The 12792-nt window shown below is 64.6% G+C and carries 16 protein-coding genes, 1 tRNA gene and 1 pseudogene; 8 read left to right on the top strand and 10 right to left on the bottom strand.

All coding sequences use genetic code 11. The annotated features are described in order from the left end of the window. Nucleotides 1-198 (top strand): hypothetical protein (locus VFH65_RS30940; RefSeq protein WP_353327182.1); only part of this gene is annotated, 198 nt, incomplete at its 5' end. Nucleotides 199-201: 3 nt separating this feature from the next. Here the strand turns inward: VFH65_RS30940 and VFH65_RS30935 are convergent. Next, complete coding sequence (locus VFH65_RS30935) at nt 202-873, bottom strand: phosphodiesterase (RefSeq protein ID WP_353327174.1); 672 nt, start codon at nt 871-873, stop codon at nt 202-204. Nucleotides 874-994: 121 nt separating this feature from the next. Here VFH65_RS30935 and VFH65_RS30930 point away from each other — a divergent pair, with 121 nt between their 5' ends. Continuing rightward, nucleotides 995-1687, top strand: coding sequence for a HemK2/MTQ2 family protein methyltransferase (locus VFH65_RS30930; protein ID WP_353327173.1), 693 nt, complete (start codon nt 995-997; stop codon nt 1685-1687). Continuing rightward, complete coding sequence (locus VFH65_RS30925; protein WP_353327171.1) at nt 1684-1902, top strand: CDGSH iron-sulfur domain-containing protein; 219 nt, start codon at nt 1684-1686, stop codon at nt 1900-1902. The genes VFH65_RS30930 and VFH65_RS30925 overlap by 4 nt, the downstream gene beginning before the upstream one ends. Here VFH65_RS30925 and VFH65_RS30920 read toward each other — a convergent pair. Beyond that, a complete protein-coding gene (locus VFH65_RS30920; protein ID WP_353327169.1) occupies nt 1882-2901 on the bottom strand; it encodes an iron-containing redox enzyme family protein in 1020 nt (339 codons plus the stop codon). The genes VFH65_RS30925 and VFH65_RS30920 overlap by 21 nt on opposite strands. Before the next feature lie 176 nt (nt 2902-3077). Between VFH65_RS30920 and VFH65_RS30915 the strand changes: the two genes are divergently transcribed. Beyond that, complete coding sequence (locus tag VFH65_RS30915; RefSeq protein ID WP_353327168.1) at nt 3078-3323, top strand: hypothetical protein; 246 nt, start codon at nt 3078-3080, stop codon at nt 3321-3323. On the opposite strand, the gene VFH65_RS30910 is transcribed toward VFH65_RS30915, so the two are convergent. Together VFH65_RS30910 and VFH65_RS30905 are read right to left on the bottom strand one after the other, a co-directional pair. Beyond that, entirely contained in the window at nt 3320-4144 is an 825-nt protein-coding gene (locus VFH65_RS30910) for a class I SAM-dependent methyltransferase (RefSeq protein WP_353327166.1), read from the bottom strand. The two genes, VFH65_RS30915 and VFH65_RS30910, sit on opposite strands and share 4 nt — an antisense overlap. A gap of 4 nt (nt 4145-4148) precedes the next feature. Then, nucleotides 4149-4781: a TetR/AcrR family transcriptional regulator gene (locus VFH65_RS30905; protein WP_353327164.1), complete on the bottom strand. Its 633-nt coding sequence runs from the start codon at nt 4779-4781 to the stop codon at nt 4149-4151. Between the two features lie 62 nt (nt 4782-4843). On the opposite strand from VFH65_RS30905, the gene VFH65_RS30900 reads away from it, so the two are divergent. After that, entirely contained in the window at nt 4844-5284 is a 441-nt protein-coding gene (locus tag VFH65_RS30900) for an SRPBCC family protein (RefSeq protein WP_353327162.1), read from the top strand. An 82-nt stretch (nt 5285-5366) separates the two neighbouring features. Here VFH65_RS30900 and VFH65_RS30895 read toward each other — a convergent pair whose 3' ends face one another. After that, a complete protein-coding gene (locus tag VFH65_RS30895) occupies nt 5367-6278 on the bottom strand; it encodes a LysR family transcriptional regulator (protein WP_353327161.1) in 912 nt (303 codons plus the stop codon). Between the two features lie 200 nt (nt 6279-6478). Between VFH65_RS30895 and VFH65_RS30890 the strand changes: the two genes are divergently transcribed. Then, the gene (locus VFH65_RS30890) at nt 6479-7570 is read left to right on the top strand and encodes a DMT family transporter (protein ID WP_353327180.1); all 1092 of its coding nucleotides are present in this window, start codon (nt 6479-6481) and stop codon (nt 7568-7570) included. Here the strand turns inward: VFH65_RS30890 and VFH65_RS30885 are convergent. After that, entirely contained in the window at nt 7463-8041 is a 579-nt protein-coding gene (locus VFH65_RS30885; protein ID WP_353327159.1) for a TetR/AcrR family transcriptional regulator, read from the bottom strand. The genes VFH65_RS30890 and VFH65_RS30885 overlap by 108 nt on opposite strands. A gap of 257 nt (nt 8042-8298) precedes the next feature. Here VFH65_RS30885 and VFH65_RS30880 point away from each other — a divergent pair, with 257 nt between their 5' ends. Together VFH65_RS30880 and VFH65_RS30875 are read left to right on the top strand one after the other, a co-directional pair. Further along, nucleotides 8299-9318 (top strand): phosphotransferase, encoded by a 1020-nt coding sequence (locus VFH65_RS30880; protein WP_414688551.1) that lies wholly within the window; start codon nt 8299-8301, stop codon nt 9316-9318. A 30-nt stretch (nt 9319-9348) separates the two neighbouring features. Further along, a pseudogene (locus VFH65_RS30875) lies at nt 9349-10086 on the top strand (SDR family oxidoreductase). A 211-nt stretch (nt 10087-10297) separates the two neighbouring features. On the opposite strand, the gene VFH65_RS30870 reads toward VFH65_RS30875, so the two are convergent. The 4 genes from VFH65_RS30870 to VFH65_RS30855 form a co-directional block, all read right to left on the bottom strand. After that, nucleotides 10298-10371, bottom strand: a tRNA-Pro gene (locus VFH65_RS30870). Between the two features lie 160 nt (nt 10372-10531). After that, nucleotides 10532-10795, bottom strand: coding sequence for a hypothetical protein (locus VFH65_RS30865; RefSeq protein ID WP_353327155.1), 264 nt, complete (start codon nt 10793-10795; stop codon nt 10532-10534). Between the two features lie 83 nt (nt 10796-10878). Further along, entirely contained in the window at nt 10879-11550 is a 672-nt protein-coding gene (locus VFH65_RS30860; RefSeq protein WP_353327153.1) for a response regulator transcription factor, read from the bottom strand. Further along, nucleotides 11547-12731 (bottom strand): sensor histidine kinase, encoded by a 1185-nt coding sequence (locus VFH65_RS30855; RefSeq protein WP_353327151.1) that lies wholly within the window; start codon nt 12729-12731, stop codon nt 11547-11549. Before VFH65_RS30855 ends, VFH65_RS30860 begins: the two co-directional genes overlap by 4 nt. Between the last annotated feature and the right edge of the window lie 61 nt (nt 12732-12792).

Here is a 12792-nt window from a genome sequence, read left to right as displayed (position 1 = left end):
GGGCCGTCCGCGGGTAGTTCCACCGTGACGAAAGGGACTGCGATGCCGCGCGGTAAAGGGATCTACGACGACGAAGAAGAGCCGAAGGGCGGGCGTCCCGGGCCAACTGACCAAGGGCGCGAAGGCGGGATGGCGACACGGGAGAACGCACCCGACGTCGCCGACGATCAGGGGTCCGCCGGAGAGCCGCCCGACTGACGGCTACTCGGCGCCGCGCCCTTCCCGGCTACGCCGATATGCCGCCCGCCGGAAGTCACTGAGCCAGGCCGGAGCCAGGCTGACTTCCGGATCACTGTGCAGGATCGGGTCGAACCCGATGTCGTCGCGGCTGGGGTCGACGTGCCGAAGCGTCAGGCGCGCAAGGGGCCGGAACTCCCCGATTCCCGCTGCCTGCTCGATCTCGAAATCCAAGCCGCCAGAGTCGATTTGGTCGCGTACCCCGGCCACCGACAGCCCCGGTGTTTCGATGTGTGAGACCAGGCGCGCCCGCACCCACCACACGCTGCCCTTGAACCGCAGCGGCATCAGTGTGGAGAACGTGACGCCCGACCACTTGCGCACGGGCGCGAGAACCAAGCGGGTACTGCCGACCGTCGACGCCAGCAACACGTCCCACGGCGTGCAACTACGCAGATCCTGCTGAGGAGGCATCCGCCACGCGACGCCCGCGACATCGGGCAGTCCGCCGGGAAGTCCAATGCCTTTCGATACCCGGCCGACGACGTCGCAGGACACCATCGGTAGTCCCTCGCCCTGCGGCGCTACCCGCTCGAGAATGCCCTCGGCGAGCACACCGTCGGGATGGAAAAACCGGCGGTGGCGGACGGCCGCGCCCAACCGGATGGGGAGCGCGGCAATGTCGGAAGCTCGCACGGGTGCGGTGTGCCCCACCAGGCAGCAAAGCAAACACGCCGGGTTTAACACCGGCGATACAGGGCATTAATCACCTCACATGCTTAGACCCACCGCAGCGTGGACCGTTTGAAAGGCCGATATGACGAGCGCCTATACCGACCTGGATACCCCGGTCGCTCTCGAAGGGGTGTACGCCCCGCAGGAGGACTCGCAATTACTCATCGATGTCATGGAGAAGACGGGGCTGGCACGGTCCAGTCGGGTCGCCGACTTGTGCACCGGCAGCGGCGTGGTGGGGATCGCTGCGGGTGAGCAGGGCGCCTCGAAGGTCACCGCGTTCGACATCTGCTCGCGCGCGGTGGCGTGTGCGCGCCAGAACGCGCTGGCATCCGGAGCGGCCGTAGAGGTACACCTCGGTTCCTGGGCGCGCGCCGTGGAATTCGGCCCATATGACTTGCTGGTGTGCAATCCGCCCTATGTGCCGCACGATCCAAGCGTCGACGGCGCAGCACTTCCGTCGCACATCGGACCGGCACGCGCATGGGACGCGGGGTTCGACGGACGTCTTGTCCTCGACCCGTTGTGCTCCGCGGCCCCCGCCCTACTGGCCGACGGCGGGACGCTGCTGCTGGTGCAGTCCGAGTTCGCCGGTCCGCGTGAGACGCTCGCAGCGCTGGCCGGCGCCGGCCTCGACGCGGAAATCATTGCTTACCAGTGGATCCCGTTCGGGCCTGTGCTGACGTCACGCGCCACCTGGCTGGAAGAGACCGGTCGCCTCGAACCGGGCCGCCGCGAAGAAGAACTGATGGTAATCAGAGCGGACAAGCCATGACTGATACCGAACCGCGGGTGGTCCGCGTAGTCCCCAACGGACCGGTGATGGTGCAGGGGCCGGTGCGCATCGAGATGGCCGACGGCACTGTGGTGGAGTCCGACCGGTTCATGGTCGCGATCTGCGCATGCCGGCGCAGCAAGGATTATCCGCTGTGCGATACCAGCCATCGATGCCGGGAGCGAAACAAGCTGTCACGCAAGCGGTCTGCGTAACGACGTCCGTCCGGCCGCCCAGCAGTCCATCACGTGTTTGGCGAGCCGGTCTTCGACCACGTCGCGTGCCTTGATGCCGAAGACGACATCGCGATCCAATTGCGGTTCACGCGCGACCAGATCGCCGACGACATCTGTGCGCACCACTTGCTCATGGACCGCGTCGGCCTCGACGTGCTCCCGGTAGAACTCGATGCAGGGTTGCGGAGCGCCCATCCGCTTCAACGAGTCGACCAATCGGCGTGAGCCGGGTGACGACGTGATCTCCGTCGACGCGAAGTGTCCGATCGCCGCGCCACGCAGGTCACGGTGCAGCCCGAACAGCGACATCAGATTGACCGAGGCCAACGCGTCGGCCGGTACGTCGTTGAGGTAGCCGAGGTAGGTCGAATCCAGTCCTGCGGCGTCCATCAGGTCGGCGAACAGCTCCTGATGCACGCGGGAGCCGCGGCCGCCGCCGTACTCATCGAACTCCACTGCGACGAACGAGGCCTTGGCCTGCCCGATCAGGCGGGGAATTGCGAACGCATGCGGATCCCCCTCCTTGAGGTGGTACAGCGAGCGGTGCACGAAGTACTCGCGCATCTGCTCCCAGGTGCCCTCGTCGCGTAGGTAGTACGACGGGCCGGTGCCGTCGGCGGGCTCAAGCGACAGCGCGTCCATCGCGTCGGCTGCGGTCTCCTCCGGATCGATGTCGCCGACGTCGCGGCGCACCGCGCTCAGGAACGCATCTTCGAGCCGGCCGCGCACATGCAAGAGCGACGGATTCCATTCCCATTGGGGATTGACACCATCAAATCCGCGGTAATGCAGTTCGTAGCAGACGTAGAGGGCCAGTTGTAGGTCGAGGCCGTAGGGGTCTGCTTCGCAGACCGGCACCGCCATGGGGCGGGCGTGCAGCGCGGGGCGGCCGCTTCGCAGGATCTCGAGAACCGTCGCCGACAGCGGCCCCACCGCGTGGGGGAGTGAGGGCTCGACGAAGGTCGAAGGGAGCGTCACGCCGCATGTGATTCCCCGCAACATCGCGGGTCAAACCATGACTGGCAGAAGAAAACTGACGTATTCGCAAGTATTTGGGCCGGGCGGTGCGAGCCTCTCGCAATGCGAATTTGTTTAGAACTAAGCTGTTTGGGGAAGTCGACTCCGACGTTTTGGGTCTCGGGACGGGGGTACGCGTGGTCGACCTGGGCTTTTGGATCGGGATCTACCTCGGTGGCTGGTTGCTGGTCACGCCAGGGGTGTACGCGGCGGGCAGGCGGTGGAACGATCGCCAATCACCTGCGCCCCATCCATTTTGGGTCAGCTTGGTGGCCGGCGCGGTCTGGCCGCTGCTAATTATCGGCCTCGTCGAGATCAGCTCGGTAATCGTTTACACAAAGGTGCAATCCAAGCCGGGTCCCGGTGTCGGCATCTTCGCCTAGCTATTGAACCGGTAACGCAACGGGCGGCCGAGGCGGCGCACCGGAGTGACGTAATACAAGGCAGCAGCGAAGCGCCGGTACAGCCACGAGTAGTGCTGTTCAATGCCAGGGGCGTTCGTGTACCACAACTCGGCGTCGAGGATCAGCCCAGGAACGGCACGTTCGATCTCGCGCGGGTCGTTGATACACCAGTCCAGTTGTGCGCCTGAGGCTTTCACGCATCCGTATCGCTGCAGGAACCACACACCGAGACGGCCGTATCCGTCGAACAGCATCTCCCCGCGAGGAAAGTGCTCGGTGATGCGTCGCAGAAGTGCAAGACCGTCGACGGCCCTCAGGTAGGGCGTGAGGCCTTCGGCGATGACGAGGACAGGCGTATGGCCGGGGATGGTTTCGAGCAAACGGGGATCGGTCGTCGATGCGGCCAGCATTTGCGTGCCGTCCCGCGCCGGAAAAAGCCGCTGCCGCAACTCGATAACGTCGGGAAGGTCGACGTCATACCAGTGCACGGTGGGCGGCGGATCGACCCGATACACCCGGGTATCCAGGCCACAGCCGAGGTGCAGGACGGTGCACTCGGGATGGGTGTCGAGGAATTGCTGGGCCCATCCGTCGTAGGCCTTCGCGCGCACGGCAAGCGAGAGTTGATCGCTGCGCCGAACCCGCAGCCTGCTGAAGTCGTAGTCGATTTTGCGCAGCGCAGCGTCGGCTTCACGGTCTCCGAGGATGGAGTCAGGCCGTTTGCTCTCCATGGCCTTGCCGTACAGCGTGGCCAGCGTGGTCTCTTGCGCGCCGGCGAGTCTGACCTTCTCGAGTTCCATTTGGTTACTCCTCTGTCTGCTGGTAGCGGGCGAGGCCGGAGCGTGCCAGCGCGACGACGTCGGCGCCGGCGAAGTTCTGCGACATGACGTCGAGCACGGCGGCGGATAGCCGTGACATCAACTGAGGCGTGAGCGTTTCTGCGCCCATCGCGCGCAGCAGGTGCGGGTGCAGCACCCAGACTCCGAGGCGCATCGCAACGATCACCGCCGCCTGGGTGCGCGGGTCTGATTGCGACTCACCGCTTGGCGCGTGACTCGCCAGGTATTCCTCGGTGAGGGCGACGAAGTTGTCGAACAGCGTGGCGGCCCCCGGCGACCCATCAACCAAAGCTCTTGCAACATAACGCAATATGTCGGCAGCGCCTTGGTACACGGTGTCCAGATAGGCGGGATCGGCTACGCCCTGTTCGTCGACGCCCTGACTGATGATCTGCCGCAGGTAGTCGAGAACGTAGCCGTCGCAGGCGTCACGCAAGCCCTGCTTGCTGCCGAAATGGTGCGACACCAGTCCAGGGGCTACGCCGGCTTGTTCGGCGACGGCACGGATGGTCGTCGCCCGCTCGCCTTGGTCGGCGAACAGGCGCATCGCCGCATCCCTGATCCGGGCGCGGGACGTGAGATCGGTGTTTGGCCGCACGCTCAATAGTTTAGCCAAGCGATCAGTAAACTGGTCAAGTGTTCAATGCTTAAGGTGGATCGATGCAAGCCAGGTCGCAGACCACCGTCGCCGCACCGATCGAGATCGTGTGGGACACGTTGACCAACCATGTCGGGATGATGAGTTGGGGGCCTGGCGTAGCCGTGACGATGGACCGGCCCGGCACGGCCGACGCCAACGGAGTTGGCGCGGTCCGCCGGATTGCGACGCCGGGTCCGGGTCCTGACATCGTGGAGGAGGTCGTTCGCTTCGAGCCGCCCAACGTGATGGGTTACAAGGCCTTGTCGGGGACGCCGTTTCCTGGCTACACCGGCGAAGTGCGGTTGACCCGGGCGGGCGCCGGCACGCACATCAACTGGACACTCTCGTCGACGGCATCGTTCCCGTTGGTGAAGGCGCCACTCAAGGGCATCAGCCAGGTGCTGCTGCGCCTGTTGGCGCGCGCGTCCGTGAAGGCCCACCGCGGCGATGAAACCAGCTGAGCTAGACCGATTTCTGGGGCGAGGGTGAGTGGGTGTTCCATCAGATCCTGCCCCACGTGACGGCGGGATATTGCTTGGCTGGTCATTGTGGCCTTGTGTTCAGCTCCACTGTTTCCTCCGCCACCCTCTTGAGGATGTTGATGACTGCGGCAACGGCGGGGCGGCTGGTGGCGCCGACGCGGGTGACGGCTTCGATCCGGCGCGCTACGCGCACGCCGCTAAGCGGCTTGCGGATTAGATTTCGCGCAGTGAGTACGTAGCGCGGCAACAACGCCACGCCCACTCCTGCCATGACCAGTTCTTCTACTACACGGAAGTCGTTGACTCGCTGCACGATTCGAGGTTGGGCACCGGATATGGCGGCTAGCGATCGCAGCACGTCGTCCACCATGAGGCCCCACTCGACGCCGATCCACGGTTCCTTTGCAAGTTCGCGCAGCGGCACTCGTTTGCGGTTGGCGAGCCGATGATGTGGCGGTAGCAGAATTTCAAGAGGTTCCCGGAGTAGGAAGGTGGCTTCAATTCGGGAACCCCACTGCGCCGCATCGCGTTCGTCGCGATGGACCACGACGACGTCGAAGTCGGCGAGCTGGGCGGGGGCGTTCGCTGCAGGCTGGTCGATATCGCGACCCACTACTTCAACCCCGATTGCGGCGGCTTGGGTGATAAGTCCTGCTAGCAGCATCGCGGCGCCGGAGGGAAACATCGCGACACGCACTATGCCGCGTGGGGTGGTGCGGTAGGCGTCCATGTCGGCCTGCGCTCGATCCAGCGCGGCGAGGACTTCATCGGTTCGAGCTACCAGGGTGAGCCCGGCATCAGTGAGCCGTAACCGCCGCCCTTCTGGCTCGAGCAGGGCTACACCGGTTTCGCGTTGAAGGGTCTTGAGTTGTTGAGAAACAGCGGACGGGGTGAGGGACATGGCTTCAGCGGCGGCGTGGACGGTGCCGCGTTCGGCGAGTTCTCGAAGCAGGCGCAGTCGCTCGACATCCATGTAGCAATTCTAATCATTAGATGTAAAAGGTTTTGCTTGTCTAAAGTGTCGTCGCGCGGTGATCATGGACTCACCGCGGGCGCCGGCGCCTACGGCAGTCGCTGAATCGCGGCCTCTCCACCCTGCATCTGTGGGTGTATCGGGCTGCCCTAGTGCATTTGGGGTTTGGCGGCTCTTGGTGAACCACTCCCAGAAAGAGCATCGTCATCTCGTCTCACAGGTTTCGGCCGTTTGATGTTGACCTGGCCCTGCTGGCCGTCGCCGTCGTATGGGGATCGAGCTACCTAGCCGCCAAGGACGTCGTGACCCCCGACAGCGTCTTCGCTTTCCTGGTCATCAGATTCGCCATCGCGGCCGCCGGATTGGGCATCATCCTGCTGCCGCGGCTTCGGCACCTCAGCCGCTCCGAACTCATTCTCGGCACCTCGTTCGGCGGGGTCTTGAGCGTCGTTTTCACTCTCGAGACATTCGGCGTCACAATGACCTCGGCCTCCAATGCGGGACTGATCATCTCCTTGACGATCGTCATGACCCCACTGCTCGAACAATGGATGCGCCACACGCACCTGCCGCCGATCTTCTACGGAGCCACCGTCATCGCCGTAGCCGGTGTCGGCTTGCTCACCCAAAGTGGCGGGTTCGCCGTCCCCAGCCTTGGTGATCTGTTGATCCTGCTTGCCGCCGCCTCGCGAGCCGTACATGTCACAGTGATCGCGCATTTCTCTGAGCACCGCACACTCGACTCGGCACGCGTCACACTCGTACAACTCGTCACCGGGCTGGCAGTGTTCGTGATCCTGTCGCAAGTTACCGGGCGCGGGGTCGCCGAAGTCGCCACCCACATGAGCGCTCGTTCCTGGCTGATCACCTTCTATCTGGCGTTGGTATGCACAGTGTTCGCGTTCTTCATCCAGATTTGGGCTGTCCGGCGCACCTCCTCAGCGCGCGTCAGCCTGCTACTGGGAACCGAACCGCTATGGGCCGCTGCAATCGGCGTCCTGGCAGGAGGCGACCCACTCACCGTCATCACCGTCATCGGGGGCGTGCTGATCCTGATAGGCACGAACTGGGGACGAGTCATCGACTCACGGCGCCGGGATCACAGAACCCGTTGTGTGCGATCACTAGCCCAGAGCGAGAGCAGACGCTGGCCGCGCGAGGCAGTCCTGCTTTTCGGTAGAGGGCTACCCCCCACCCCGCTTGCGAGTATTGCCAGCCGCACCTCGCAGGATTACGTCCAGCAGTCCGTCGTATCGCGTTGCGAGTGCACCGCTTGTCGCCGTGCGGGTTAACACCTCCAACAGCAAGGTGCCGATCAGCGCCTTGGCGATTGCGTCGAGGTCGGCGTCGCGGCGAAGTTCCCCTTTCTCGGCAGCGTGGCGCAGACGTGTCATCAGCCCGGCGTGCTGCGGGGCACTCAGCCGTTCGTAGAGAGCGGTGTTATCCGACGGATTCGACGCCGCCGCAGCAATGAGTGCGCGTATCAATGCCGCGTTCGATGGATCAGCGATGAATTCGGCGTGCTCGATCAGCCACGATTGCAGGTCGGCACGGATGTCTGTCGTGTCTGGAACGCCGAACGAACCGCCGCGTCCGTATGCGTCCAACACTGCATCAGCTACCAAAGGTGCTTTGGACGGCCATCGCCGGTAGAGGGACTTCTTTCCAACCTGCGCGCGTGCGGCGACGCTTTCCATGGATAAGTCCGCATAGCTGTCGGCAGCCAGGAGCCCTCGGGTGGCCTCAAGGATCGCGTGGTCCAACCGGGCGTCTCGTGGCCTGCCGCCGCGCTGGTCGGGCATGCGGAGAGCCTATGCGGTAGAGCCGCGCCTGAACCGCCAAGGCATACGAGGTTGTTGCCGATCGACATCGCGAACAAGGGCCGTAAGGTAGGTCCTTGAGTTACGACACGCAGCGTGTCGTAACATCGATGCGATCCCCGACGCGAAGAAAGGACTCGCCAGTGACCACGCACTCATTGCAGGTGCCCAAGAGTTGGGACGAGATCACGCCAGACTGGATGTCGACGGCGCTATCGGACCGCCATCCCGGTGCCACGGTCAAGGACGTGACACTTGAACTGCGCGACGATGGCACTAATCGGCGTGCCCGGTTGGGTTTGACGTATTCATCTGGCGGCGGACCGGCAACAGTCTTTGTGAAGGCTGCCGATCCTGCGCACAAGGAACTCATCCGCATGACCAGTGGGATGTTCCACGAGCCAAGGCTTTTCACTTCTGGTGTGGACATACCGCTGGAACATCCGATGGTCTATGCCGCCCTGATCGACGAAGACGCCTACGACTTTTTCCTTGTCATGGAAGACCTCAACGCGCGTGCGGCAGACCCACGAGACTCCACCAGACCGCTGACCGTGGAACAGGCCCGATCGGGTGTCCGCGGACTGGGTCGCATGCATGGCCAGTATTGGGGTCAAAGAGTCCTCAGCAATCCTGCACTCGGTTGGCTTGAACCGTTCGTTCCATGGGACGGAATGCAATACGCGCCGCTGCCGTCCGCCCTTGAGCGGCTCGGCGACGACGCTCCTGATGAAGTCATGGCACTGAGCATCGAGAACCTCATTGAGTCAATTTGGAAGCCCTACATTGCGACGCTGACGACATCGCCTCAGACTCTGCTCCACGGCGACCCTCACATCGGCAACACCTACGTCCTGCCGGACGGCGAGGTCGGTTTCCTTGACTGGCAGGTAGCTCGGCGGGGCAACTTTTCGCTCGACCTGGGCTATTTCTTGCAGGGAGCCTTGACTATTGCGGATCGCCGCGACCACGAACGCGAGCTGCTTCGGGAGTATCGCGATGCACTCGCCCTACCCACTGACGAGATGCCGACGATGGATGAGGTTTGGCTGCGCTACCGCGCCTCGGTGGCTCACGGACTCACCCTGTGGCTATGCACGGCAAGCGCCGACGGTGGCCTATGGCAGCGCCCCGAGGTCGCGGTCACGTTGGCTCAGCGATACGCGGCCGCATACGCCGACCTGGACACCCCATCCGCGCTCGCCGACATCGCGACCTAGACAAATCGTCTCGTATCGGAAGGGCGATTGATGAGTTCCGACGTACTCGTCGTGATCGGTGTCGGCGGTATGGGTCGTGCTATCGCCCGACGCCTCGGAACTGGCAAGACAGTGATACTCGCCGACTTTGACGAGTCAACCTTGCGTGCGAGCGCCGCTGCACTTTCCGATGACGGGTACGACGTGCATGCCCAGATTGTCGACGTGGCCTCAACGGAGTCGGTGGCCAGCCTTGTCCACACGGCGCAATCTCGCGGACCGGTGCGACAACTCGCTCACACCGCTGGCTTGTCCCCATCGCAAGCGAGCACTGAAAAGGTTTTGGCCGTGCCGGCGTGGTTGTTGCGAGCATGGCGGGCCATATGGTCCCACCGTTGCCCGCCGAGCATGCGCACGCTCCAGCCACCGCTGCGCCTACAGACTTGTTGGCGCTGCCGGTTATCACCGCCATCGACGATCCAGGCTGGGCTTATGGCATTGCCAAGCAGGCCAATCTTGTTCGCGTGCAGGCCGCTAGCCGTCTGTGGGGTCAAGGCAACGCTCGTATCAACTCCATCAGCCCCGGCATCATCTCTACCCCAGGGCCGCTCGGAGCTGGCCTCTCCGTTGGGCGAAGGCATGCGGGCCATGGTTACCGCTTCGCCTGCCAAACGTCTGGGAACACCGGAGGACATCGCCGCCGCCGCGGCCTTCCTGCTGGGACCCGAGGCATCGTTCATCACCGGAACCGACCTGCTCGTCGACGGCGGGGTAGTGGCGGCGACATGAAACGCCTCTAAGTGCGTGTTTCCTCCCGGTGCGCCGCCTGGTGGCAACAGTCCCCGGCTTGCTGTGTCGATGATGGACACGTACGCAGACCTCTTCCCAGATGACCCCAGAACTAGATTCAGCCCCGTGCTGCGGACCAACTGCGGACTGAGACAGAAAAAGTCCCCGACCAGAAGTGCTGGTCAGGGACTGTGATCTGCAACGACACGAGTCGGGGTGGCGGGATTCGAACCCACGACCTCTTCGTCCCGAACGAAGCGCGCTACCAAGCTGCGCCACACCCCGCGTGAAGCCACGACAGCGTATCGCACCGGCCGGGTCAGAGGCCAAACGCATATCGCGGCTCGGCGACTTCTGCACCAGAGCTGTAATTCGTCACGAATCACGACCCTGGTGCAGAACTCGCCACGCCCTCGCGCCGCCCACACGGGGTGCAGCGGCCTGGCTAGCGGCGCGTTTCCTTCAGTACGGCCAGGCGCTCGCGGTACTCGGCCTCGTTGACCTCGCCCTTGGCATAGGCGTCGCGCAATGTACGCACGCCGTGGCTGCCGCGCCAGTACCGGACGGCGAGCCACGCGCCCACGACCACCAGCGTCAGGAACACCAGGCGGGCCACCAGGAACCACGGGCTCCATTCATGGTCCATGTAGCGCTCGCCGCGTTCTGCCAGGAAAGTGACTGCGGTTGGGGTGATCTCGTAAATACTCATGCCTCGAGCCTGCCGCCAACGCGACCGGACCACATCGGCCCGCAGACGTCACCTGCCCTACGCCGCACCGCGTATACGTGCCGTCAGCCCTGCCATCCCGGGCGTACCAGACCGCTCTCGTACGCCATCACCACCAGCTGGGTGCGGTCACGTGCTCCGAGTTTGGTCAGGATCCGGCTGACGTGGGTGCGCGCGGTGGCCGGGCTCATGAACAGGCACTCACCGATCTCGGCGTTGGTCAAGCCCTCCGCCACCAGCGCCATGACCTCACGTTCCCGCGAGGTCAGGTCCGCCAGCGCGCCGAGTGACCCCGTCGGTTCCTTGGTGCGGGCCGCGAATTCCGACACCAGTCGGCGAGTCACCGACGGCGACAGCAGCGCATCACCCTCCGCGACCACCCGCACCGCCCGCACGAGCTCCGTCGGTTCAGTGTGTTTGACCAGGAACCCGCTCGCCCCCGCCCGCATCGCCTCGAAGACGTACTCGTCGAGTTCGAATGTCGTCAGCACAACGACGCGGACGTCGGCCAAAGCTGGGTTGGCGGCGATCTCCCGCGTCGCCGCCAGACCGTCCATCTCGGGCATCCGGATATCCATCAGCACCACATCCGGATGCAGCTGCCGGGCGGCGGCCAGCGCCCGGACACCGGTGTCGGCTTCACCGACCACCTCGATGCCGTCCTGCGCGTCCAGCAGAGCGACGAAACCGGCCCGCACCAGTGACTGGTCGTCGGCAACCAAGACCCGAATCATCATGATCCACCGATCTTTTCATCGCTCAACGGGAGCGTGGCGCGCACACTGAAACCCCCGCCGGGCTGCCGGCGCACCGACAGATCGCCGCCGAGAGCACGGGCGCGCTCACGCATGCCGGTGATGCCGCTGCCACCCGACGACGGGCTGGCGTTCAGCGGGCGCCCATCATTGTCGATGGCGACGGTCAACGCATCAGGTCCGTAATCCACTGTCACCGTGGCATTTTGAGCTGTCGAGTGCCGCACTACGTTGGTCAGTGACTCCTGCATTATGCGCGCCGCTGCGACGTCGATCACCGCAGGGAGCACGCGGGGCTCACCGTGTACGGCCGTGGTCACGGCCAGGCCCGTGGCGCGAGCCGTACCGACCAGGCCGTCCAAATCGGCAATGCCGGGGGTGGGCGCCGTCGGCTGCGCATCGTCGCCACGCAGCGCCGTCACCAGTGAATGCACATCTGAAATTGCTTGCCTGCTGGCATCTTTGATCGCGGCAAGCGCCGGGCCCGCCCGCTCCGGCTGGTCGTCGAGCAGTTCCAGCGCGACCGACGACTGGACGTTGATCATCGAGAGGCTGTGGGCGAGCACGTCGTGCAGCTCCCTCGCGATGGACAAGCGCGCCTGGCTCGCCTGTCGATCCTGCTCGGCCTGGGCTTCCCTCGCGATCGCGGCGCGACGCTGACGCCGCGCAACAAGCACTGCGCGGCGCTGCCGGATGCCCTCGGCGACGGCGACCAGCACCAGCAGCCACGCCGCGATCGCGCCGATGGCAACCGTGGGCGGCGGATCGTGGCCGCGGGCCAGCGGGACTACCCAGACCACCGCCGCCCAGCCCAGCAGCGGCAGCGGATAGCTGCGCCAACGCGGGCCCACCGTTGCCGCGCTCAGGAACGCCACGATCAGCGAGAGGAATACCGGCCCAAAGCGAAAACCCGCCGCCAGATAAGTCCCGGTGATCGCGATGACGGCAAGCAGCACCGTATACGGGTAGACCGTGCGCAGCAGGAGCGCGACGGGGCCTGCGATCAGCAACAGATAGCCGAACCAGTTCAGCGGCACCCAGTACAGATCCGGTCCGCCTCCGCGGCGGCGTGGGCGGCCGCTGCCCGAAAGCTGCACTGCGGCCACGACCAGCGGGATCAGCCACACCGCCGGACGGTGCAGTTCATCGCGAATCCGGCTCATATCCGAAACGTAGTAGGACCTGGGCCACGTCGGCGTCCGCCCAGCGACGTACGTCACGACA

This window comes from Mycobacterium sp. (genome assembly GCF_035697385.1).
Taxonomy (GTDB): domain Bacteria; phylum Actinomycetota; class Actinomycetes; order Mycobacteriales; family Mycobacteriaceae; genus Mycobacterium.
This window is presented reverse-complemented; position numbering and strand designations above follow the sequence as displayed.